Here is a 23,074-nt window from a genome sequence, read left to right as displayed (position 1 = left end):
AAGTAAAGGATCATGGTAACTCAAGGGTTAACCGTGATGCTCCCAGTTTTGGCGCCTGAATGAGGCAATCCGCCACCAGACGTTTACCCGGCATTAACCCTAACCATTCGATAACAGGCCAACGAATGTGGGTTCAGTGGGAGCGCAGCAGCGCATGGCGATGGTCGGCAAACAGGCGATGGTTCTGATCGCAAGCGTGGTCCTGTCGATCGGCGTTTCGGGCTGCGCGAGTTATCGCCCTGCCCCAAAGGTCTTTCACGAGGCCACGATCCAGCCGTATCGGCTCGACAGCGGCGACCGTCTGCGCGTCACCGTTTTCGAACAACCGAGCCTCACCAACACCTATACCGTTGACCAGGCCGGCTACATCGCCTTCCCGCTCGTTGGTCAGGTCGCGGCTCGCGGTGCGACCCTCACCCAGCTCGAAGGCGCGATCGCCCAGAAGCTCAAGCAGGGGTACCTGCGTGATCCCGACGTCTCGATCGAAGTCGATCGCTACCGGTCCATCTTCGTCATGGGCCAGGTCGGGCAACCGGGGCAATACGCCTATGTGCCGGGCATGACCATCCTCAACGCCATCGCCGTCTCCGGCGGCTTCAACAGCCGCGCCAATCAACGGGATGTCGACGTGACCCGCAAGATCAACGGACAGATCATCACAGGCCGCGTGCCGATAACCGACCCGATCCTCGCCGGCGACACCGTCTACGTGCGCGAACGGCTGTTCTGATCGATGGCCGAAGCCCCGTCGCTGCGCATCGTGCATTGCTTTCGGTCGCCGATCGGCGGGATCTTCCGCCATGTCCGCGATCTGGCAGAGTTGCACAGCGCGGCCGGACACAAAGTCGGCATCCTCTGCGACAGCTCAACGGGCGGCGCCCATGAAGACCGGCTCTTCGAGCAGATCATGCCGCATCTTGCGCTCGGCGTCACACGCTTCCCGATCCGGCGTTCCGTCAGTTTGAAGGACATGGCGGCGCTCGGCGAAGCTTACAAACTCATCAAGGAATTGCAGCCGGATATCCTGCATGGTCATGGCGCCAAGGGCGGCGTGATCGCGCGGTTGATCGGCTCACTGCTGCGGGTTCGAAGGTATCGCGTCGCCCGCCTCTATTCACCGCATGGCGGCAGCCTGCATTTCTCGCGGGCAAAACCGTCAGGACAGGCCGTCTTCATGGCCGAGCGCGTTCTGGAGCGGATGACGGAGTCGATTTCTTTCGTCTGCGACTACGAGCGCCAGACATACGAGACGAAGATCGGCAAGCCCCACTGTCAGGCGACGCGGGTCTATAACGGCATCAGCGAGAGAGACTTCGGGCGTATCCCGGTCGAAGCCGAGGGCGTGGATTTCGCCTATATCGGAATGCTGCGCGACCTCAAGGGGCCCGATGTCTTCATCAATGCCTTCGCCGAAGCTGAACGACTGGTTGGTCGACCGTTGAGCGGGGTGATCGTCGGAGACGGCCCCGACCTCGATCGCTATCGTCGAATTGTCGAACAAAAGGGCCTCAGCCGCCGGATCGGCTTCAGACCCGCCATGCCCATCGCCGAGGCCTTTGCGCTCTCCGACATCATTGTCGTTCCCTCGCGCGCCGAGGCCATGCCCTATATCGTCCTGGAGGCGCTGGCCGCAGAAAAGACGGTTATCGCCTCACGGGTCGGGGGCATTCCCGAGATCCTCGGCCCTGACTGCGAGGCCCTCGTCGAGGCCGGCCGCGCCGACCTCTTCGGCGCCGTGATGGCCAAGGCGCTCACCGATCCGGACTGGTCGAGGCGAACCATGCCGAGTCCTCAGAGCTTCCGCTCCCGTTTTTCCGCAACAGTCATGGCCAGGGACATCGAAGCGCTTTATCGGGCGCAACTCGCGCGCATTTGACCGCGGCTTGCACTGAAACGGCACAGATCACGCCATTTCTGAGGGGATCCTAAAGCGTTTCTTAGGACCTTCGCCGTAGTCTTCCCGCACACACGTGCGAGATCCAGACATGAACAAGGTCGACAAACCCGAGGCATTCGATCTTGACGCATTGCGTCGCGGTCAGACGGCCGGCGACGATCCCCTGCACAAGGTGGAAGGGGAGCGTAAAGCCGAAATCAGCGCATTGGCACGCCAGATCGCGTCACAATATGCGGTGGCCAACTATTCGCCGTCGATCGTGATCGGCCAGCTGCGTTTTCTCGAGTTCTTCAGTCTGTTCGGGATTGCGCTCGGCGCCAACTTCTTCTTCGCCTTCGATCCGGGCGCTCACTTCCTCGACACGAGCGTCAGTGCCTTTGTCGGCTCGCTGATGGCATTGCTCTTCATGCAGGCCAGCGATTGCTACCATGTCTCGATTCTGCGTTCGCCGATGGGATCCATGGCGCGGGTTCTGGGAAGCTGGATGGCTTCCCTCGGTCTTGTCGCTCTGACGAACTTCCTGTTCATCGACCATGACCCCAATTACCGCAGCATACTCGCCGCATGGTTCGTGCTCGGTGCGATCTATCTCCTGATCGAGCGCAATCTGATCGGGTTTGGCTTTCGGCGCTGGGGACGCAACGGCGTGATGGAGCGCCGAGCGGTGATCGTCGGCGGCGGCAAACCTGCCAAAGACCTGATCCGCGCTCTGGAACAGCAGCCGGAAAACGATATCCGGATCTGCGGTATCTTCGACGATCGCAACTCTGCACGCTCCCCGGACGTGGTTGCCGGTTACCCGAAGCTCGGGACCGTGGCGGAACTCGTCGAATTTGCGCGTCTCGCTCATATCGACATGCTGATCATCTCGCTGCCGCTCAGCGCTGAAGCCCGCATCATGCAGCTCCTGAAGATGCTCTGGGTGCTACCGGTCGATATCCGCCTCGCCGCCCATTCCAACAATCTGCGCTTCCGGCCGCGCGCGTATTCGCATGTCGGTGCGGTCCCGCTTCTCGACATTCTCGACAAGCCGATCCGTGACTGGGATTCCGTCGCCAAGCGCGCCTTCGACATCTTTTTCAGCGTTCTCGCCCTCATCCTGCTGTGGCCGGTTTTCATTGCCACGGCGATTGCGGTCAAGATGACATCCAAGGGACCGGTCTTCTTCGTGCAGAAGCGTCACGGCTTCAACAACGAGGTGATCAACGTCCTGAAATTCCGGTCGATGTATACGGAAATGAGCGATCCGACGGCCAAGAATGCCGTTACCAAGAACGACCCGCGCGTGACGCCGGTCGGCCGTTTCATCCGCAAGACGTCGATCGACGAGTTGCCGCAGATCTTCAACGTGCTGCGCGGCGATCTCTCGCTGGTCGGCCCCCGTCCCCATGCCATCCTCGGCCAGACCCGCGACAAGACCTTCGGCGAAATCGTCGAGGGTTATTTCGCCCGCCACCGGGTCAAGCCCGGCGTCACAGGCTGGGCGCAGATCAACGGCTGGCGCGGCGAAATCGACACCGACGACAAGATCAAGTTCCGCACGGCCTATGACCTCTATTACATCGAAAACTGGTCTCTCTGGTTCGATCTGAAGATCCTGTTCCTGACCCCGCTCAGGCTTCTCAATACCGAGAACGCCTATTGAGTGCCGTCGTCAACCAAGCGAGGCCCTTCAATCCGCAGGCAGCTGCCGTTCAGCTGATGATCTCCTGGATCATGGCGTTTGGCGTATTCCTGTCGGGCTTCGTCATATCCGAGCCTGCCCCTTATGAACTTCTGATGGTCGGCCAGGTCGCGCTCTGGTTCCTCTTCGGCCTGAAGATCTCGCGCGTCGTCGCGCCCCTGCTCGCTCTGTTGCTGATTTTCAACGTCGGAGGGCTTTTGGCACTGACCATGCTACGGACCATCCTGACGGAACAGGTGCTCTATGTCGCGGTGTCGATCTTCCTGGCGCTCACGGCCGTGTTTTACGCTGCGGTCATCGAGGACAGGCCGCAGCGGCTGAAACTGATCTTCCAGGCCTGGGTGGCTGCCGCCATCATCACGGGCATGCTCGGGATTCTCGGCTATTTCCACGCCTTCCCCGGAGCAGAAGTCTTCACGCGCTACGATCGCGCCATGGGTGCCTTCCAGGACCCCAATGTCTTCGGCCCGTTTCTCGTCGCGCCGACACTTTACCTGATGCATGGCATGCTGAAAGGGCGGCTGCTCGAGTCCCCGCTGCGGATTGTCGGTATTCTGATCCTTTCCTTGGCAGTGTTTCTCTCCTTCTCGCGCGCCGCCTGGGGACTGTTTCTCTTCTGCACCGTCGCCCTGGTCTTCGTCATGCTGCTCAAGGAGCGGACCAATGCCTTCCGCCTGAAGATCCTGGTGCTGTCCCTTGCTGCGGTTGTCGCCATGGTCTTGGCGCTCTCGGTCGCTCTGCAGTTCGAGAAGGTGCAGGCGCTATTCGAGACCCGGACCCAGCTGGTGCAGGAATACGACGGCGGCCACCTGGGGCGCTTCGCCCGGCACCGTCTCGGTTTTGAACTGGCGATGGAAAGGCCGCTCGGGATCGGGCCGATGATGTTCGGCCGGATCTTCCCGGAAGACGAACACAATATCTGGCTGAAGTCCCTGATGGCCTATGGCTGGATCGGCTTTGTCTCTTACGTGACCCTGATGATCTGGACCGTGTCGATGGGCTTCCGCTACTTGCTGCGCGAACGCCCCTGGCAACCCTATCTGATGGTCGCCTGGATTGTTCTCGTCGGGCATATCCTGGTCGGCACCGTGATCGATACCGACCACTGGCGGCATTTCTATCTCGTGCTCGGCATCGTCTGGGGCTGCGGCGCTGCCGAATGGCGTCACCAGCGCGCCTTGCGGAACTGACGCAGAAATGGCCGATTGCGGGCACTGCATTGATTTATTGCCCGCGCACCCCATACTTTACTCATGATCACACCTGCTCAGATACGCGCTGCGCGCGCCATGCTCGACGTCACCATCGACCGATTGTCGCAGGAAAGCGGCGTGCCCGCGCTGCTGATCCTCCAGATCGAAGCCGGGAATGGCTATGACGCCACACCACAGCATTACGCGGCGCTGAAGACCGCGCTCACGGATATGGGCGTCGTCTTTCTGGAGGCGGGCGAAGGCGGCCAAGGTGCAGAAGGACTTCGTCTTGCTGCGCGCGGCAGTGACGACGGTATGCGCCCCGAAGAACTCACCGCCGCCAACGACGATTGAGTTTTTCCAATATGGCGATGGAACAATAACCGGCGCCCAGACTTTCCCTGTCCGACATCATCAGACAGGAGAATTTCATGAGCCGGAACAATGGCCTCTACCTCATCATCGGTGCACTCGTGGTCGCCGTCATCGGCCTTGGCATCTATGTCTACCAGGAAGAGCAGAAGCCTGACGGCGTCGAACTCCGCATCGGCGAGAGCGGCGTCTCGATCGAGGAAAACTGAGCAACGGCCTCAGCGGCTCAAATTCGGCCTGGCCGAATGAAGGTTTCGTAGAACTGCTGGGGGGCGCCGATGGCGCCCTCAAGCATGTAGGCCTGGCGCTCAGAGCCGGCGCGTCGCGCGATGACGGGCAGGCCATGGTCCAGGGCATCAAGCAGGCGATACTCCACCAGCCGTCTGCCATTCTCATCCTTCCAGACGATCATCGATCCTTCCGGCCGGGCTTCACTCTGTCCAGCGAATTCATCAAGCCCATGGAAATCCAGCCATTGGGCGAGCAGCGCCTCGCCATTGCCCGGCGACACCACCCGATCCGCCCTGCCCTGCCAGATCGCCACGGCCGGCTTCCGGCTGGACACGTCTCCTGCCGCACTCCGTGCCAGGTCACCCCATTCCCGTCTGCTGCGACGAGGACCTGATTTCATCACTGAAAGTGCCGACATGGCGTCGCGGGCCGCGCCAAAGGGGAGCCCACCCACCACCTGACCGGCGGCAAAGAGATGCGGATATGTGACGAGAAGCGCATTGGCCATGGCACCGCCCGCCGACAGGCCCTGGATGAAGACCCTGCTGTCCGCGATCCCGTGACGCTCGATCGCGTGTTCGATCATCTGGCGGATCGACATCAGCTCACCGCGATCGCGCGCCACCATGCTCGGGCGGAACCAGTTGAAGCAGAGATTGTGATTGTTCTCCTTGGTCTGCTCCGGATAGAGCAGCACGAAACCCTTTTCCCGCGCCATGCGGCTCCAACCGCTGCCACGGTCAAACTGTCTTGCGGTCTGTAGACAGCCATGCAGCACCACCACGAGCGTAGCCGCGTCCCGGCGGGCGGAGGGCACATATTCAAACATCCGCAGTCGTCCGGGATTGCTGCCGAAGGCATGCACCTGCACGAGGCCAGAGCGCGGCGCGCGGGGTTTTGCGACCTTCGGCGGCTCGTAGATCCTGAGCTTCGGCATCGCCTTCTCCAGCCTGCGCTGCAGACGCTTCTGGCTGCGAAGCAGCGCAGAAAGCGGAGACATGGAGAACTTGAAGCGCATCGGATTTCGGCCCCTTTCGAACCTCACCCCTACATAATGCTGCATTGCAGCAAACATAGGACAGAAAACAAAAGAAGCCGAGTAATGTTCACTCTGAGAGGTCTGATCCACCTGTCGCCAACAACGAAAAAACCGGGCACCTTGCGGTACCCGGTCTCTCTAACCATGCGTCGAAATCAAGTGATTGATCCCTAAGCATAAAATGGTCGGAATGGCGGGATTCGAACCCACGACCCCTTGACCCCCAGTCAAGTGCGCTACCGGGCTGCGCTACATTCCGTCATCTGCCAATCGTGCTTTTTGGGTCACGAGTGACCCGCTCGACAGCCAGTTTCCTTTAGACAGTCAGCCATTTCTGCGCAAGGGGAAACTCCAGCGCGGACGAAAAAATGAGAGGATGATCAGTTCAGACGCTGCATCAGTGCTCTGATTTCCTCGAAGCGCCGGCGTTCTTCGGGTTCTTCGCTGTTTGCGGCGTAACAGGTCAGGTCCATGCAGAAGCGCGTGACCTGCAGCGGTTCAGCGTCATGTTCGAATTGGCACTCGATCTCGTCAGAAATGTCCTGCGGTTCGCTGTCCATCCGGGTGGAATAGGTCAGCCTTGCTCCTGGCGGATCAAGCTCAGGAAAGGCCTGGACAACGCCGACCTTGAGATCTTTGACCATCAGCATGTTCTTCGCCACGAAGATGCAGGCATCCTCTACGGTAGCAGGTCTGGCCTCGGTGGCGCCAGACGACGTTGCCGCCTGCTGCGCAAGCGCCGGGGCGGCGGCGAGCAGGGAGAGAAGTGGGAGTGTGATAAAAAGCCGTTTCATGGAGCCTCGCGCGGGTTGCGTGTCGGTCCTTCAACGCCTCAAGGTCAGCGGTGTTCCGTTCAACGGAACGATGCGTTATCACCGCACCTGGTCGAGCAGCCGCTTGCATTCGAGCAGGTCGAAGAGTGCCTCCTGCAAGAGCGCACGGTCTTCCTTGCCGACGGAGCCCTTGCCGACCGAGATTTCCGGTGCGTCATCATTGGCACCGCCACCGAAGCCGAAGAAACGACCGCTGGTGCGCACCTTGGGTCGGCCGACGACCTGGTCCTCGTCGAGATTGACCTTCGGCTCGTCGTTCTTAGAGGCATTGGCGGCAACAAGCGCTTCCATGGTGGCGACATCGCCGGTGGCAACGGCCATGACGAACTTGTTGCCGTTGGTCTTCAGAAGCTTCTGCACGCCCTTGATCGTATAACCCTGATCGTAGAGCAGATGGCGGATGCCCTTAAGCAGTTCGACATCGTCGGGACGATAGTAGCGCCGACCGCCGCCGCGCTTCAGGGGCTTGATCTGCGGAAAGCGGGTTTCCCAGAAGCGCAGGACATGCTGCGGCAGGTCGAGGTCATCAGCGACTTCACTGATCGTGCGGAAAGCATCCGGGCTCTTGTCCAACTGCATCACAGCGCTCCTCGAAGATCACGCGGGCGCGCGACTCGGATCACATTTCAACGGGGTGAGGGCTGGTTTTCAAGCGCTCGATGACCGGCGGCACGATGCTCCACCGATTTTGGTCTTTTCTCAGGCGGCCGGATTGACCGGCTTCTGCTTGGCCTTGCGGGCTATATGAGCGCGAAGAATGCGCTGCTTGAGAACGTTGGACGCCTTGAACGTCATCACCCGACGGGGAGAAATCGGCACTTCCTCGCCGGTCTTCGGATTACGGCCGATTCGCTCGTTCTTGCTACGAACCTGAAAGGTGGCGAAGGACGAAAGCTTCACGGATTCACCACGCACAATGGCATTGCAAATCTCGTCGATGACCGTTTCCACGAGTTCGGCGGATTCCGTCCGGGAGAGACCGACCTTGCGAAAGACTGATTCTGCCAAATCCGCACGCGTCACTGTCTTTCCGGCCATTGTTCTCGCCCGCCTAAATCAATGATCTTGTTGAATTGGGCAGAGACTATTGCCCTTGGCCGCAACGGTCAAGTGCTTGTCGATGCGCAATTTTTAGGGTTTCAAATGCTACCAGCGCACCAGCACGGCGCCCCAGGTGAAGCCGCCGCCCATGGCCTCGAGCATCACCAGATCTCCCTGCTTGATCCGGCCGTCGCTGGCCGCCGTCGCAAGGGCCAGCGGAATGGATGCCGCAGACGTATTTCCATGCTTGTCGACGGTGATCACGACCTTCTCATCGGGAATGCCGAGCTTCTTCGCCGAGCCGTCGATGATGCGCTTGTTGGCCTGATGCGGGACCAGCCAGTCGATGTCGTCAGCGGTCGTACCGGTCGCCGTGAACGCAGCCTCGATGACGTCGGTGATCATGCCGACGGCATGCTTGAAGACTTCGCGGCCTTCCATGCGCAGATGACCAACCGTGCCTGTGGTCGAGGGACCGCCATCGACATAGAGCTTTTCACGATGGGCGCCGTCCGAGCGCAGGTTCGAGGTGAGAACGCCGCGGTCTGCAACCGTCCCCTCGCCTTCGGCCGCCTCGAGCACCAGCGCACCAGCACCGTCGCCGAACAGAACGCAGGTCGTGCGGTCGGTCCAGTCGAGGATGCGGGAGAAGGTCTCGGCGCCGATCACCAGCACACGCTTGGCCATGCCGCCGCGGATATAGAGATCAGCCGTCGCCATGGCATAGACGAAGCCGGAACAGACGGCCTGAACATCGAAGGCGAAGCCGTGATGCATGCCGAGACGGTTCTGGATGTTGACGGCCGTCGCCGGAAAGGTGTTGTCGGGCGTCGAGGTCGCACAGATGATCAGGTCGATGTCGGCAGCCGTCAGACCTGCGCGATCGAGCGCTTCCTGAGCTGCCGCTGCACCCAGCGATGCCGTCGTCTCGCCTTCACCTGCGATGTAGCGCTGCTTGATGCCGGTACGCTGAACAATCCACTCGTCTGAGGTTTCGACCAGGCTTTCGAGATCAGCATTGGTCATAACCCGTTTCGGGAGCGCTGCTCCGAAACCGCGAACTACAGAACGGATCATTGGAGTTTCCTACCTTTCACGCCGCTTCGGGGCCGGCCGGAGACGGGTGCCGCGCGTGATATTTTTTCAAGTCGTTTTCGATCTTCTGGGTGAGACCGTTCCGGGCCATGTCATAGCCCACATCGAGAGCCGCCGCAAAGCCTTCGGCATCCGTGCCGCCGTGGCTTTTGATGACGATGCCGTTCAAGCCGAGGAAGACACCGCCATTGACCTTGCGCGGGTCCATCTTCTCGCGCAGGCGATCAAAGGCGCCCTTTGCCAGGATGTAGCCAAGCTTGGCCATCCAGGTGCGCGACATGGCCGCGCGCAGGTATTCGGCGATCTGCTTGGCCGTGCCCTCTGCAGTCTTGAGGGCGATGTTGCCGGTAAAGCCTTCGGTGACGACGACGTCGACAGTGCCTTTGCCGAGGTCATCCCCTTCAACGAAGCCATAATAGTCGATCGTGTCGAGGCCGGCCTCGCGAATGAGGCGCCCGGCTTCCTTGACCTCTTCCTGGCCCTTGATCTCCTCCACGCCGACATTGAGAAGGCCAACCATGGGCTTCTCGATTTCGAAGAGCGCGCGCGCCATGGCGCCACCCATGACGGCGAAGTCGAGCAATTGCTGCGCATCGGCACCGATGCCGGCACCGACATCGAGCACGATGCTCTCGCCCGACAACGTCGGCCAGATCGCGGCGATCGCCGGGCGCTCGATGGTCGCCATGGTGCGCAGGCAGAATTTCGCCATGGCCATAAGCGCGCCGGTGTTGCCGGCCGAGACGACCACATCGGCCTGGCCGGACTTCACCGCCTCGATCGAGCGCCACATGCTGGAGACGTAGCGGCCGCGGCGAAGCGCCTGGCTCGGCTTCTCATCCATGGTGACGGAGATGTCGCAGTGGTGGAAGGTCGACTTTTCCTTCAGCTTGGGAAACTGCGCGAGGATCGGCAGGCAGCGTTCCTGCTGGCCGAAGAGAAGGAAGGTTACATCGGGATGACGCTCAAGTGCCTTGGCGGCTCCGGGGATGACGACCTCGGGACCGAAGTCTCCACCCATGACGTCGACAGAAATTCTGATCACTTAGACCTGACCCTTCTTCATCGCTGGTCAGCGATATTTTCGGCCAAAATAGCGCTTTTCACTCGGCACACAACCCACCCGCAGGTGCAGATGGGGGATGATCAGTCCTTTTTCCAGTCTTTCAGGACCGCAAAGGGCGACGGCTTCTTGTCTTCTTCAGCCTTGCTTTCGATGTGTCCGGAGAAGGCAACGCCTTCTTTCTTCGGATAGGGATCGATGTCGAGAGCGGCGAATTCGGCGACCAGCGCGCCGGCGTCGATCGTGTCACCGGTAAACTGTTCGGGAAGGTCGGGACCATCCGGATCGAGCACCATCTCACCGGCGCCATCGAGCACGATGCGGGCAAGCTTGGATCCCTCCGGCACGAAGATCTGGTCGATCTCCTGATCGATCGTGGAGACCACCGGTTCCAGGGTGACGACGCAGGCCTGCACGAGTTCGCCCGTGACATTCCCCTTGATGCGTACACCGTCCTTTTTCCAGCGGGCGATCTGCAGGTCGGCGGACAGCCGATTGACCGCCTCCACGTTCCAGAGGTCCGCAAGGCCCGCGCGCTCACGCTCGTCGGCTTCCACATGGACCTGTACCGGGTTGGCGGAGATATGGGCGACTTTCACCAGATAGGTGAACTCGCGAGGGTCCCTTGCATTGCTGCCTGTCATGTCGTCAATCCTTGTTCTACCGTCCGGTGCGACCTCTGCGCTCCAAGCGCTTGCCGCTGCTCAGGCTCCCGGGACGGCCAGGCGGGCCATGCCCGTCTCGATTTCGTTTTCATCCAGGGCGGCCAGCGCTTGCTCGGCTGCAAACATCCAGTCGGCTAGCGCCTGCATGGAGGGAGCCGCCTCGCCTTCTTCGGGATGAATGTTGCGCTTCAGCGCGGCGCCAAGCGCTTCGCGGTCGTTTTTATCCAGTGCCGCCGCGTAGGACTCCAGTCGACCATAATACATGCCGGCGAGCTTCTTCATGCGCTTCGGCACGCCGGGATCGCCGACGCCCAGTTCGCGGATGGAGTGATCGACATCCTCAAAGAAGGCGTCGATGATGTTCTGGGCGATCTCCTGGCCGCTGCGCGGAGATTTCGCCGTGCGGCGAAAATAGAGAATCAGCATGATCGTCAACAGCTCGAACCGGCCGATCACGGTGTCCGGAACATTCATGTCGAGATAGAATGCGGGCGTGCGCGCCGCCGCCGTCAAAGCCCCGTACTGGCGCTCGACGATCACCTGATTGTTTCTTTTCTGCCGAAAGAAGCCGAATACCATCCAATTCCACCAAAAAGAGCCGGCCGAAGTGGTGAGCCCGGACGTGGTCGTGTTGCATGATTGCGAAAGCTGGTTTACCGAAGCAGGCGTGAATTGCAATGCCGATATCCGGCACGGATGCCGCATCTCGTGGCAGATTGATCGGCAAATCGGCAGCGCAAGCTTTGCGGCGGCTTTCCCCGGAAAGGCCACAATGCTATGCGCAGAAGCGATCAGGCTCCGTCAGGTGCCATCGACAGTCATGGGAGACGTTTGCGTGAATATCAGGATTTTCAAGTCGGACAGGAAGCTCCTGAGCACGACCGCACTTGCTCTTGCCGTCACCATCGGCCTCTCCGCCTGCCAGACCTCCGAGGTCTTCCACAACGGCTATGTCGTTGATCAGGCTGCGCTGGATCTGGTGCCGGTCGGTTCCAGCCGCGAACAGGTCCTTCTCTCGCTTGGCACGCCGTCGACCACGGCGACCTTCGACGGCGAAGTCTTCTACTACATCTCCCAGAAGCGCACCCGCCCGGTCGCCTTCATGAAGCAGCGCCTCGTCGACCAGCAGATCCTCGCCATCTACTTCGACAAGGACGGCGTCGTTGCGCAGCGTGCGAACTACACGCTGCAGGACGGCAAGGTGTTCGACACGATTTCCCGCACGACGCCGACCGGCGGTCGCGATCTCACATTCCTGCAGCAGCTGCTGGCTGGTGGCGGTGGCGCAGCCAACAGCGTCCGCAATATCCTGAGCAATTACTGAGACCATCCGCCGAGGGAGCTATGCCCTCGGCCCATAGAGACATGAAAAAGACCGCGGAAGTTTCCTTCCGCGGTCTTTTTGTTTTGGCATCTTCGCCTCAGCCCGCGAGAACGGCGAGCAGCAGCAGCGCAACGATGTTGGTGATCTTGATTGCCGGATTGACGGCAGGCCCTGCGGTATCCTTGTAGGGATCGCCGACCGTATCACCGGTGACAGAGGCCTTGTGGGCGTCCGAACCTTTCAGGTGCTTCACGCCATCCTTGTCGATGAAGCCGTCTTCGAAGCTCTTCTTGGCATTGTCCCAGGCACCACCACCGGAGGTCATCGAAATGGCGACGAACAGGCCGTTGACGATGACGCCGAGCAGCGAGGCGCCAAGGGCTGCAAAGGCGGAAGCCTTGGAGCCGGAAATCAGGAGCACGCCGAAATAGACGACGAGCGGCGCCAGAACCGGCAGCAGCGAGGGAATGATCATTTCCTTGATGGCGGCGCGGGTCAGGATGTCGACCGCCCGGCCATAGTCAGGCTTTTCGGTCCCCTGCATGATGCCCGGCTTCTCGCGGAACTGCCGCCGGACCTCCTCAACGATCGAGCCGGCTGCGCGGCCGACTGCCGTCATGGCGATACCACCGAAGAGGTAGGGGATCAGACCGCCGAAGATGAGGCCGGCGACGACATAGGGGTTGGAGAGATCAAAGGAGATCGGTCCCATGTCCGCGAAATACGGGTACTGGGCGCTGTTTGCGGCAAAGTAGGCCAGGTCGTTGGAATAGGCCGCAAAGAGCACGAGCGCGCCGAGGCCGGCAGAGCCGATGGCATAACCCTTGGTGACGGCCTTGGTGGTGTTGCCAACGGCATCGAGCGCGTCTGTCGACTTGCGGACTTCAGGCGGCAGATGCGACATTTCGGCGATACCGCCGGCATTGTCCGTGACCGGGCCGAAAGCGTCGAGGGCGACGATCATGCCGGCGAGGCCCAGCATGGTGGTAACCGCGATCGCCGTGCCGAAGAGGCCGGCAAGCTGGTAGGTCGAGATGATACCGCCGACGATGACAATGGCGGGAAGTGCGGTCGATTCCAGCGAGACCGCCAGACCCTGGATGACGTTGGTGCCGTGACCGGTGACCGAGGCCTGGGCGATCGAGTTGACCGGGCGCTTGTTGGTGCCGGTGTAATACTCGGTGATGACAACGATCAGCGCCGTCACCACGAGGCCCAGAATGCCGCAGATGAACAGGTTCACACCGGTGATGTCCATCCCGGCAACGGTGCCGATGGAACCCCAGCCAATGGTCAGCGACGTGGCAATGGCGAGACCTGCCACGGACAGGAGCCCGGTGACGATCAGACCCTTGTAAAGCGCGCCCATGATCGAGCCGCTGGTGCCGAGCTTGACGAAGAAGGTGCCGATGATCGAGGTGATGATGCAGGCGCCGCAGATGGCGAGCGGATAGATCATCGCAATATCGAGCACGGCCGAACCGGCAAAGAAGATCGCAGCAAGCACCATGGTGGCAACGACGGAGACCGCATAGGTCTCGAACAGGTCTGCCGCCATGCCGGCGCAGTCGCCGACATTGTCACCGACGTTGTCGGCGATTGTTGCCGGGTTGCGCGGATCGTCTTCGGGAATGCCGGCTTCCACCTTGCCGACGAGGTCCCCACCGACGTCGGCGCCCTTGGTGAAGATACCACCGCCCAGACGGGCGAAGATCGAGATCAGCGAGGCGCCGAAGCCGAGCGCGACAAGCGCATCGATGACGGCACGCGAGCCGCTTTCATGACCGAGTATTGCGGTCAGGATGTAGAAGTAGATGGAGACGCCGAGCAAAGCGAGACCTGCGACCAGCATGCCGGTGATGGCGCCGGACTTGAAGGCTATGTCGAGACCGGCCGCCAGACTGTGGGAAGCGGCCTGGGCGGTGCGCACATTGGCACGGACCGAGACATGCATGCCGATGAAGCCGGCAGCCCCCGACAAGACGGCACCGATCAGAAAGCCGATGGCAGCGGTGCCCGAGAGAAGAAGCCAGGTGGCGACGAAGACGACGGCGCCGACGATCGCGATGGTCAGGTATTGCCGAGTGAGGTAAGCTTGAGCACCCTCGCGAATATAGCCTGCAATTTCCTGCATTCGGGCATTGCCCTGATCAGCTGCAAGCACCGAGCGTGTCGCCCAGACCGCGTAGACCACCGACAGCAACCCGCATAAAATTACGCCCAGAAGAACCGTCATTCGCAATACCCTCCCGTATTGCCCGCGCCTCACTCATCGCGGGCCGTGACTCGCAGACTCAGGCCCCCTCCTCCGAGACCTCGTCAACGCGTGGCGAGATTGCGTCGCGCTTTTAGCGGCGTCAAGTACGCATATTTTGCCGTCTCAAGGGAACTCAGGCGGCTTTGCGGGCAGCCGCGCGAAGCTGGAGAACGACCAGCAGGAGGCAGGCGATCGTGATCGGCCAGATCACCAGATTCATGACCGACCATCCAAAGGCGGTGAACACCTTGCCCGAGGAGAAGGACGAAAGTGCTACGGTCGAGAACAGGATGATGTCGTGGAAACCCTGCACCTTGTCGGCCTCGGCCGGACGATAGCTCGAGGCGACGATCGCGGTCGCACCGATAAAGCCGAAGTTCCAGCCGATGCCCAGGAGAACGAGAGCGCCCCAGAAATTCCAGAGCGCAATGCCCATATGGGCGACGACCGCGCACGCCATGAGGATCAGCAGGCCGCCCGCAACCACCTTCTCGGCACCGAAGCGGGTGATCAACATGCCGGTGAAGAAGCTCGGCGCGAACATGGCGATGACGTGCCATTGTATGCCGAGCGTCGCCAAGTCGGACGAAAATCCGCAGCCGATGACCATCGCGAGCGGTGCACCGGTCATCATGAAGGTCATCAGGGCATAGGAACTGATGCCGCAGATCATGCCGGTCATGAAGCGTTGGGTCATGACGATTTCGCGCAACGGGCGCACGGGGCCTGAGGCTTCCGCCTTCTTGTCAGCAAGGCTCGGCAGCTTCAGGAAGAACAAGACACCGATCGCGCAGAGCAGCAGAGGCACCATGCCGAGGAAGGCGCCGGCGAAGGTCACAGGTGCGAGCGCATCCTTGAACCAGATGGCGATCTGCGGTCCGACGATGGCGGAGATGATACCGGCGGCGAGGATCCAGGAGATTGCCTTGCCCTTGTAGAAGCTTGGCGATGCGTCGGCGGCGGCGAAACGGATCTTCTGGGTGAAGCCCCCAGATATGCCCATGAGCAAAAGCGAGAAGGCAAAGAGCCAGAAGTTCGACTGGATAAGCGAGAAGGCGGCCAGTGCGCTGCCGAGCGCACCCATCAATGCGCCGACCATGAAGCTTTCGCGGCGGCCAAGAACCCTGGAGGCCGCTGCCACCACGATCGCGCCGACGGCCACGCCGATGTTGAAACCCGTCAGCGGAGCGGTCGAGAGCGACTTGTCGGCGCCGAGCATCTGGAACCCGGCGAGACCACCGACGGCAAAGGCAAGCGGCGGTGCAGAGCCGAGAATTGCCTGGGCCACGGCAAGCAGACCGACGTTACGCTTGGCTGTCGAGAATTGTCCGTCCAGCCCTGCTCCCGTCGTCGCGTCCATCTGCCAATTCCTACTTCTGCGCCGGAGCGCGAACCTGCTTTGCAATCCGGTCGAGAACGGCGTTGACCAGCTTCGGCTCGTCTTCGGTGAAGAAGGCCTGCGCGATCTCGACATACTCCGTTACAATAACAGCGATGGGCACATCCTTGCGCTCGATCAATTCGAAGGTGCCGGAACGCAGAATGGCGCGCACGGTGCTATCCATGCGCGACAGTGACCAGTCGTCCTGCAGGGCGCCACGGATCATCGGGTCGATCTTCGTCTGGTCGCGCACGACACCGGCGACGATCGAGCGGAACCAGGAGGCGTCCGCCTTCAGATAGGTTTCTCCGTCGACCTCCTGGCCGAGGCGATGGGCTTCATATTCGGCCACAACCTCAAGCACGCCGGAGCCGGCGATGTCCATCTGATAGAGCGCCTGCACAGCTGCCAAACGAGCTGCACCGCGCTGGTTTGCCGGCTTTACCGGATGCTTGCCTTCGCCCGTCATCACTCAGCCACCCAGCTTCTTCTTCAGGTCGATCATGGACAGGGCTGCGCGCGCCGCAAAGCCGCCCTTGTCCTTTTCGCTACGCTTGACGCGTGCCCAGGCCTGCTCGTCGTTCTCAACGGTCATGATGCCGTTGCCGATCGGCAACGATTCCGAAACAGCGAGATCCATCAGCGCCCGCGAGGACTCGTTGGCAACGATATCGAAATGGTAGGTCTCGCCCCGGATGACCATGCCGAGCGCGACAAAGCCATCATACTGTGTCCCCTCGTCGTCCATGGCATCCAGTGCCATAGCGATCGCCGGCGGGATTTCGAGCGCACCCGGCACCGTGATGACGTCGAAAGTGGCGCCGGCTTCCTTCAGCGCGTGTTTCGCGCCATCCAGGAGAGCGTCCGACATGTCGTCATAGAAGCGTGCCTCGACGATCAGCAAATGCGGCGATGCCGTCTTGTTTCCCATGGGTCTGATCCGATCTTGAATGTGATTGCGGCGCCTGGCCGAACAGAGACGCGGTCAAACCACGCCGTTTCCCGGAAGGCAAGTGTTTTTGCTGATGGCCGGACCTGCGTTCCCGGCACGGCTCATCATGTCAGGCCGATCAAGGCTTTGCACCGATTGTTCCACTCTCGCTAATGCAGGCGAAAATCAGGCAACCAGCGTGACAAATGTTTAATGGAATTCAGTAACTTAGAGCCAGGATTTCGCCACAAACCGACACCACCTTCAGTCCTGCAAGCGAGCGACGGAATCCCCCGCCATCGCAAACATCCTTGAAAGGAACAGGAACATGAATCGCTTTGCAACCGTTCTGAGTGCCTCTGCACTGTCGGCCATCGCCTTCGGCGCCGAGAGCTATGCCGCCATGCCTTCTGCAGCCGGCATGTCCGGCAGCAGGATCGAAAGCACCATCCAGACCATGTCGTCCAAGGCCTTCAACGTCGTCCGCCTCGACTCTCTGAAGACCCATGACACGGCGCATGAACGCTTCGCCGCGGTCTCTCCCACCTCGCAGGAAGCCCGACACATTCAGGCAGCGGTGATCGCAAACCGCTCGCTTGCCCAGAAGCTCGAAGGCCAGAAGGTCGAGCTCACCAATATCGTCGGCGCCGATCAGGCTGCCGATGGCGGCGTCACCTTCTACGTCCGCTGATCAACCTCCGCCTCCCCTCCATACCCCACCTTGCCCCCCCGTGTCCTAGGACACGGGGCTTTTCGCGCGCAATGGAACCTTTCATGGAGCCCACGTGTTTCCGGTCATGAAAGGCGCCCGGAGGCGGTTGCCTCGCAACACGAAAGATGGAGGCACCCCATGGGTCGCGGCATTCTATTCTGGCTGATCGGCGTACCGATCCCCCTGATCATTCTGTTCCTGCTGTTCTTCCGTTAAACCCAGGCAGACGCAGGCAGTCTCTCAAAAATCTGCAGCCGGTCGCTTCCGATCTGTCTCTCGTCGATCTTGACGAAACCGGCAGGCAGGCGGCCGGCTGAAATCGGCGAAGGAATACCGCCTTCTCCGATCGTCACCGCGGAATCGTAGAGTTCGATCCGGTCGACCACTCCGCGCGCCAACATGTCGGTCGCGACACGAGCGCCACCTTCCACCATCAGTGACGAGACACCCCGCCGCGCAAGCAGCGCCAACAGTCCATCGACATCCGGAACCTCCGACACTTCCACACCCATGCTGACCAGCGCGGCGCGATTGCCTGTTGCGCCGGGTGCCACGGCGAGGAGAACGGGGACGTCCTGGGCCGTCTTGGAAAGCTTGGATGTCACCGGTAGTTCCGCCTTGCGATCAAGCACGATCCTGAGCGGCGAGGCGCTTTCGAGACCCGGCAACCGGACCGTCAATTCGGGATCGTCGGCAAGCGCGGTGCCGATGCCGACCAGGATTGCGTCGCACTGCGCCCTCAGACGATGCACGGCTTCGCGTGCCTCTGGCCCCGTAATCGCGACCTGGCCTGCGCCAACGCGACCGACCATACCATCAGAAGAAACGGCAAGCTTCAGAATCACTTGCGGACGTCCCTTCGTCTGCCGGGTGAGATAGCCTGCCATCGCCCGACGCGCCTCTTTCTGCAGGATGCCGATGGTCACCTCGATATCGGCATCCGCGAGGATCTTGAGCCCCTGGCCCGAGACACGCGGATCGGGATCAGCAACGGCGACCACGACGCGGGCAATGCCGGCCGCGACGATGGCATTGGCACAGGGCGGGGTCTTACCATGATGCGAGCAGGGCTCGAGCGTGACATAGGCGGTCGCCCCCCTTGCCTTCTCGCCGGCTTCGGCGAGCGCCTGGGGTTCGGCATGGGGGCGCCCACCGAGCGCGGTGACGCCACGACCTACGACTTCGCCATCCTTGACGATCACGCATCCGACGGAGGGGTTGGAGCCGGTACGGCCGACATGCTTCAGGGAGAGCTCGATTGCCTCCCGCATATGCCGTTCGTCGCGGGCGGTAATGGACACGCCGTCAATCCGCCGTGCTGTCTCTGGAGATCTTGGCGTTGATCTCGGCAATGACGTTCTCGAAGTCTTCGGCATGGCTGAAGTCGCGATAGACCGAGGCGTAGCGCACAAAGGCAACGTCATCGAGGGTCTTCAGGGCTTCGAGCACCTGCAGACCAATTTCTTCCGAGGATATCTCGGTCTCGCCGGAACTTTCGAGGCGGCGCACGATGCCCGACACGGCACGTTCGATGCGGTCGGCATCGACAGGTCGCTTGCGCAGTGCGATCTGGAAGGACCGCACCAGCTTGTCGCGCGCGAAGGGTGCCTTGCGGCCAGTCTTCTTCAAGACCATCAGCTCGCGCAGCTGCACCCGTTCAAAAGTCGTGAAGCGCCCCCCGCAATCCGGACAGATGCGCCGCCGGCGGATGGAGGTGTTGTCCTCCGCCGGTCGCGAGTCCTTGACCTGGGTTTCATCCGATCCGCAGAAGGGGCAGCGCATCAGCCTTATGCCTTACATGTAGGGGTACATCGGGAAACGGTCGGTGAGAGCAACGACCTTCTCGCGAACGGCACCTTCGACGGCGGCATTGCCTTCATCAGAATTGGCGACCTTCAGGCCGTCGAGAACTTCGACGATCAGATTGCCGATTTCGGTGAACTCGGCTTCCTTGAAACCGCGCGTGGTGCCGGCCGGCGTGCCGAGACGGATACCCGAGGTGACGAAGGGCTTTTCCGGGTCGAAGGGGATGCCGTTCTTGTTGCAGGTGATGTAGGCGCGGCCGAGGCCGGCTTCAGCACGCTTGCCGGTGGCGTTCTTCTTGCGAAGGTCGACCAGCATCAGGTGGTTGTCGGTACCGCCGGAGACGATATCGAGATTGTGCTTGATCAGCGTGTCGGCCAGAACCTTGGCGTTCTTGACGACCTGGGCCGCGTAATCCTTGAATTCCGGCTTCAGCGCTTCGCCGAAGGCGACCGCCTTGGCGGCGATGACATGCATCAGCGGGCCACCCTGGAGACCCGGGAAGACGGCCGAGTTGAACTTCTTCGCCAGATCCTCGTCGTTGGTCAGGATCATGCCGCCGCGTGGGCCGCGCAGCGACTTGTGGGTCGTCGAGGTCGCGACGTGGCAATGCGGGAACGGCGACGGATGCTGGTCACCAGCGACGAGGCCGGCGATGTGGGCCATGTCGACCATGAGGTAGGCACCGACAGAGTCTGCGATCTCGCGGAAACGCTTCCAGTCCCAGGTGCGGGAATAGGCGGTGCCGCCGGCGATGATCAGCTTCGGCTTGTGCTGCTCGGCCTTGCGGGCCACATCTTCCATGTCGAGCTGGTGGTCGTCTTCACGCACGCCGTAGGAGACGACGTTGAACCACTTGCCGGACATGTTGACCGGAGAACCGTGGGTCAGGTGACCGCCCGAGTTCAGGTCGAGGCCCATGAAGGTGTCGCCGGGCTGCAGCAGCGCCAGGAAGACGGCCTGGTTCATCTGGCTACCGGAATTCGGCTGGACGTTGGCGAAGTTGACGCCGAACAGCTTCTTGGCGCGCTCGATCGCGAGTTCTTCCGCGATATCGACGAACTGGCAGCCACCGTAGTAGCGCTTGCCCGGATATCCCTCGGCGTATTTGTTGGTCATGATCGAGCCCTGGGCTTCGAGCACGGCGCGCGAGACGATGTTCTCAGAAGCGATCAGCTCGATCTCGTGGCGTTGACGACCGAGTTCCTTCTCGATCGCACCGAAAATTTCCGGGTCGGCATCGGCGAGAGAACGAGAAAAGAAGGCATCGTTGTTCGACATGATCGCTGGCTCCTCAAAAGCGTTTGATGCTGTGGGGTCTTAAACTTCTGCAGTCACGAGAGCAATACGGAGAGCGACATTTGCAGATCAATTGACGCGCGGAGGCGAATGGCCGCAGCCCCCGAAAAAGAAAAGCCGCGCACGAGGCGCGGCTTGGGTTAGGTCAAGTGCGGTGGAGGCGCTTATTGCAGCGGCACGAAGTCCTCTTCGACAGAACCTGCGAACTGCTCGACGCCGATATTGGCCTGGAGCGCCAGCTGCGCATCGCCGTCCTTCTGATAGATGTCGTCACGGAACTGGACGATGTTGTCGCGGGTCGACCAGGCGCTGATGTAGACGATGTAAACCGGCACTTCTTCGGCCAGCTTGATCGGATTGTTCTGGCGGGTCGTGATGACGCGCTCGATCTCCTGACGTGACCAGCCGGGCGTGTCGCGCAGCAGCCAGGTGACGAGGTCGCGCACGTTCTGCACGCGGATGCAGCCTGAAGATTCGAAGCGCATCAGCTTGTTGAACAGGCCCTGCTGGGGCGTGTCGTGCATGTATTCGTTGTGCGGATTGTGGAAGTTGATCTTGGTGGAGGCCATGGCGTTGATCTTGCCCGGATCCTGGCGGAACATCAGGTTGGGCGCCTTCTCCGCATTCCAGTCGACCGTTTCCGGCGCGACTTCATTGCCATTGCCATCGAGCAGACGGATGGCATTGCGCGTCAGATAGGTCGGATCCTTGCGCATCAGCGGGACAATGTCCTTCTCGATGATCGAGCGCGGCGCGGTCCAGTAGGGGTTGAGGATGACCTCGTAGATCTTCGAATTGATCATGTGGGTCGGGCGGTCGATACGGCCGACGACAGCGGTGTTACGCAGCGCGACGCGATCGTCTTCGACGGCTTCGACGGAGGCACCGGGAACGTTGACCGTGACGTAGCGACGACCGAGATCGCCGGACATCGACTGCAGACGCACCAGATTGGTGTTGAGCTGGTTCAGACGGACATCGGCGCTGACATTCAGTGCCTTGACGGTGAATTCGCCGAGAACACCGTCTTCCGGCAGGCCGTGACGGGCCTGGAAGCGCTTCACCGCACCTTCGACATAGGAATCGTAGGAATTGGACATGCCGGCTTCTTGCGGGAGGTCGCCTGCAATCATCAGACGCTGGCGCAGGCTCTGGACGGCTGGGTCCATGGCGCCGATCCGCAGCGCCGAAGGTGCGTTGACCATGGGCCAGCCACCGTTCGAGACGATCATCTGATACCGGCCGATCGCCTGCTGCATGTTGACGAGGTTGCCGGCGCTCAGCATCGGCGTGTTCGATGTGACGGCGGCAGCGGTGCGCGACGCCTGGGCGTCGAACTGGTCGTCCCAGTTGCCGCGACGCGGTGCGTTGATCAAGTCATTGACTGCATCCTGCGCCATGGCCTGTCCGGTGAATGCCGCAGCACCGGCAGCGGCAGCACCACGCAACAGCGAGCGGCGCGAGAGAGCAACAATTCCAGACGTCTTGGACATATTTCCTACCGTTTCATCCTGAACCTGTCCCAAACGCATACCGCGCCATGGTTAACAAAGCGCCGCCAGAGAGGCAGGGACATGCATTTCGGGGTTGATCGGAGACTGTTGACGCACCTCCGTTCCTAGCTTCGCCGGTCCCATATCAATATGGCCAATTCGTGTCACCAAGGGTTGCGTCACGGGAGTGTGTAGATCGAATTCGGGGCTGTCGGCAGCAGGCGGCCCCGTCCAAAGATCGTCGTCGAGACATCGTTCAGGCCGCTTGCTCGCGCGCGGATTTGCTGATTCCCTCGGATGTGCGCGGTGATTTGCGGGAGGCTTTTATGGAAGAGGTCGATGACAGTGTGGAGGTGTTCAGCTTTGAGGATGGGTGGCGCATCGTCGAGCTACTGACCAAATTCGACTACCAACGCGAAGGCGGTTTGATGGGCAATTGCGTCGGCATGTATTACGACGGGCCTCACACCATCTATTCCCTCCGCAACTCGCTCAACGAACCGAGAGCCAACATTTTGCTTGTGGGCCGAGAGGTCACAGAGGTCGCGGGGCGATACAATACGGTTCCCAAACCCAAGTACATAAAACGGGTGAAACGGTTCCTTGCCGAACGCGGCTACACGGTGGCGCCTACAGCGTTTCTCATTACTGAACTGCGGTCGAGAAACGGGGGACGGATCCAAAACGAGACAAGGCGCTACGGTGCAGGCTGAACCCGCGACCTAGCGCCTTCTCAATGCCACCGCATGACTGGAGGAAAT

25 protein-coding genes and 1 tRNA gene are annotated in these 23,074 nt (G+C 61.0%); 9 read left to right on the top strand and 17 right to left on the bottom strand.

Translation table 11 applies throughout. The features are described 5' to 3' along the window. The first annotated feature begins 160 nt into the window (after nt 1-160). From GH983_RS06350 to GH983_RS24085, 6 genes are all read left to right on the top strand, one after another. On the top strand, nt 161-730 hold the full coding sequence (locus GH983_RS06350; RefSeq protein WP_371418475.1) for a polysaccharide biosynthesis/export family protein: 570 nt from the start codon (nt 161-163) through the stop codon (nt 728-730). A 3-nt stretch (nt 731-733) separates the two neighbouring features. Then, complete coding sequence (locus tag GH983_RS06345) at nt 734-1,876, top strand: glycosyltransferase family 4 protein (RefSeq protein ID WP_153761955.1); 1,143 nt, start codon at nt 734-736, stop codon at nt 1,874-1,876. Between the two features lie 109 nt (nt 1,877-1,985). After that, nucleotides 1,986-3,542, top strand: a complete 1,557-nt coding sequence (locus tag GH983_RS06340) for an undecaprenyl-phosphate glucose phosphotransferase (RefSeq protein ID WP_054150585.1) — start codon at nt 1,986-1,988, stop codon at nt 3,540-3,542. Continuing rightward, on the top strand, nt 3,539-4,771 hold the full coding sequence (locus tag GH983_RS06335; protein ID WP_153761954.1) for an O-antigen ligase: 1,233 nt from the start codon (nt 3,539-3,541) through the stop codon (nt 4,769-4,771). The genes GH983_RS06340 and GH983_RS06335 overlap by 4 nt, the downstream gene beginning before the upstream one ends. A gap of 99 nt (nt 4,772-4,870) precedes the next feature. Next, nucleotides 4,871-5,128, top strand: a complete 258-nt coding sequence (locus tag GH983_RS06330; protein ID WP_245280881.1) for a hypothetical protein — start codon at nt 4,871-4,873, stop codon at nt 5,126-5,128. 77 nt (nt 5,129-5,205) lie between these two features. Continuing rightward, a complete protein-coding gene (locus GH983_RS24085) occupies nt 5,206-5,355 on the top strand; it encodes a hypothetical protein (protein WP_006727526.1) in 150 nt (49 codons plus the stop codon). A gap of 17 nt (nt 5,356-5,372) precedes the next feature. Here GH983_RS24085 and GH983_RS06325 read toward each other — a convergent pair whose 3' ends face one another. The 9 genes from GH983_RS06325 to GH983_RS06285 form a co-directional block, all read right to left on the bottom strand. Continuing rightward, the gene (locus GH983_RS06325; protein ID WP_246727511.1) at nt 5,373-6,377 is read right to left on the bottom strand and encodes a PHB depolymerase family esterase; all 1,005 of its coding nucleotides are present in this window, start codon (nt 6,375-6,377) and stop codon (nt 5,373-5,375) included. Between the two features lie 221 nt (nt 6,378-6,598). Next, a tRNA-Pro gene (locus tag GH983_RS06320) sits at nt 6,599-6,675 on the bottom strand. Between the two features lie 121 nt (nt 6,676-6,796). After that, a complete protein-coding gene (locus tag GH983_RS06315; protein WP_153761952.1) occupies nt 6,797-7,210 on the bottom strand; it encodes a hypothetical protein in 414 nt (137 codons plus the stop codon). Between the two features lie 78 nt (nt 7,211-7,288). Beyond that, nucleotides 7,289-7,822 carry a MerR family transcriptional regulator gene (locus GH983_RS06310; RefSeq protein ID WP_054150716.1) on the bottom strand — a complete coding sequence of 178 codons (534 nt, stop codon included), beginning with the start codon at nt 7,820-7,822 and terminating at the stop codon, nt 7,289-7,291. A gap of 126 nt (nt 7,823-7,948) precedes the next feature. Beyond that, nucleotides 7,949-8,287 (bottom strand): integration host factor subunit alpha, encoded by a 339-nt coding sequence (locus tag GH983_RS06305; protein WP_054150580.1) that lies wholly within the window; start codon nt 8,285-8,287, stop codon nt 7,949-7,951. 108 nt (nt 8,288-8,395) lie between these two features. Beyond that, a complete protein-coding gene (locus GH983_RS06300) occupies nt 8,396-9,367 on the bottom strand; it encodes a beta-ketoacyl-ACP synthase III (RefSeq protein WP_054150579.1) in 972 nt (323 codons plus the stop codon). A gap of 16 nt (nt 9,368-9,383) precedes the next feature. Further along, complete coding sequence (gene plsX, locus GH983_RS06295) at nt 9,384-10,430, bottom strand: phosphate acyltransferase PlsX (RefSeq protein WP_054150578.1); 1,047 nt, start codon at nt 10,428-10,430, stop codon at nt 9,384-9,386. Between the two features lie 101 nt (nt 10,431-10,531). Continuing rightward, nucleotides 10,532-11,092, bottom strand: a complete 561-nt coding sequence (locus tag GH983_RS06290) for a DUF177 domain-containing protein (protein ID WP_069041668.1) — start codon at nt 11,090-11,092, stop codon at nt 10,532-10,534. Nucleotides 11,093-11,152: 60 nt separating this feature from the next. Beyond that, the gene (locus GH983_RS06285) at nt 11,153-11,692 is read right to left on the bottom strand and encodes a ubiquinol-cytochrome C chaperone family protein (RefSeq protein ID WP_069041669.1); all 540 of its coding nucleotides are present in this window, start codon (nt 11,690-11,692) and stop codon (nt 11,153-11,155) included. A gap of 241 nt (nt 11,693-11,933) precedes the next feature. On the opposite strand from GH983_RS06285, the gene GH983_RS06280 reads away from it, so the two are divergent. Further along, a complete protein-coding gene (locus tag GH983_RS06280) occupies nt 11,934-12,437 on the top strand; it encodes an outer membrane protein assembly factor BamE (protein ID WP_054150575.1) in 504 nt (167 codons plus the stop codon). Nucleotides 12,438-12,534: 97 nt separating this feature from the next. On the opposite strand, the gene GH983_RS06275 is transcribed toward GH983_RS06280, so the two are convergent. From GH983_RS06275 to ribH, 4 genes are all read right to left on the bottom strand, one after another. Continuing rightward, nucleotides 12,535-14,673, bottom strand: coding sequence for a sodium-translocating pyrophosphatase (locus tag GH983_RS06275; RefSeq protein ID WP_069041670.1), 2,139 nt, complete (start codon nt 14,671-14,673; stop codon nt 12,535-12,537). Nucleotides 14,674-14,827: 154 nt separating this feature from the next. Then, nucleotides 14,828-16,054 (bottom strand): MFS transporter, encoded by a 1,227-nt coding sequence (locus GH983_RS06270; RefSeq protein ID WP_153761951.1) that lies wholly within the window; start codon nt 16,052-16,054, stop codon nt 14,828-14,830. A 10-nt stretch (nt 16,055-16,064) separates the two neighbouring features. Next, a complete protein-coding gene (nusB, locus tag GH983_RS06265) occupies nt 16,065-16,544 on the bottom strand; it encodes a transcription antitermination factor NusB (RefSeq protein WP_054150572.1) in 480 nt (159 codons plus the stop codon). Between the two features lie 3 nt (nt 16,545-16,547). Further along, the gene (gene ribH / locus GH983_RS06260; RefSeq protein WP_054150571.1) at nt 16,548-17,006 is read right to left on the bottom strand and encodes a 6,7-dimethyl-8-ribityllumazine synthase; all 459 of its coding nucleotides are present in this window, start codon (nt 17,004-17,006) and stop codon (nt 16,548-16,550) included. Nucleotides 17,007-17,334: 328 nt separating this feature from the next. Between ribH and GH983_RS06255 the strand changes: the two genes are divergently transcribed. After that, a complete protein-coding gene (locus tag GH983_RS06255; protein ID WP_153761950.1) occupies nt 17,335-17,697 on the top strand; it encodes a hypothetical protein in 363 nt (120 codons plus the stop codon). Nucleotides 17,698-17,930: 233 nt separating this feature from the next. On the opposite strand, the gene ribD is transcribed toward GH983_RS06255, so the two are convergent. From ribD to GH983_RS06230, 4 genes are all read right to left on the bottom strand, one after another. Further along, nucleotides 17,931-19,019: a bifunctional diaminohydroxyphosphoribosylaminopyrimidine deaminase/5-amino-6-(5-phosphoribosylamino)uracil reductase RibD gene (gene ribD, locus GH983_RS06245; RefSeq protein WP_153761948.1), complete on the bottom strand. Its 1,089-nt coding sequence runs from the start codon at nt 19,017-19,019 to the stop codon at nt 17,931-17,933. Nucleotides 19,020-19,023: 4 nt separating this feature from the next. After that, nucleotides 19,024-19,500 (bottom strand): transcriptional regulator NrdR, encoded by a 477-nt coding sequence (gene nrdR, locus GH983_RS06240; protein WP_006727509.1) that lies wholly within the window; start codon nt 19,498-19,500, stop codon nt 19,024-19,026. A gap of 12 nt (nt 19,501-19,512) precedes the next feature. Continuing rightward, complete coding sequence (glyA, locus tag GH983_RS06235) at nt 19,513-20,802, bottom strand: serine hydroxymethyltransferase (protein WP_054150568.1); 1,290 nt, start codon at nt 20,800-20,802, stop codon at nt 19,513-19,515. Nucleotides 20,803-20,984: 182 nt separating this feature from the next. After that, nucleotides 20,985-22,313 (bottom strand): murein L,D-transpeptidase, encoded by a 1,329-nt coding sequence (locus GH983_RS06230; RefSeq protein ID WP_054150567.1) that lies wholly within the window; start codon nt 22,311-22,313, stop codon nt 20,985-20,987. Nucleotides 22,314-22,639: 326 nt separating this feature from the next. Between GH983_RS06230 and GH983_RS06225 the strand changes: the two genes are divergently transcribed. Beyond that, the gene (locus GH983_RS06225; RefSeq protein ID WP_069041675.1) at nt 22,640-23,026 is read left to right on the top strand and encodes a hypothetical protein; all 387 of its coding nucleotides are present in this window, start codon (nt 22,640-22,642) and stop codon (nt 23,024-23,026) included. Nucleotides 23,027-23,074: the final 48 nt, after the last annotated feature.

It is taken from the genome of Agrobacterium sp. MA01 (genome assembly GCF_009650195.1).
Lineage (GTDB): Bacteria > Pseudomonadota > Alphaproteobacteria > Rhizobiales > Rhizobiaceae > Allorhizobium.
The sequence above is the reverse complement of the archived record's forward strand: the minus strand, read 5'-3'. Positions and strand labels throughout refer to the sequence as shown.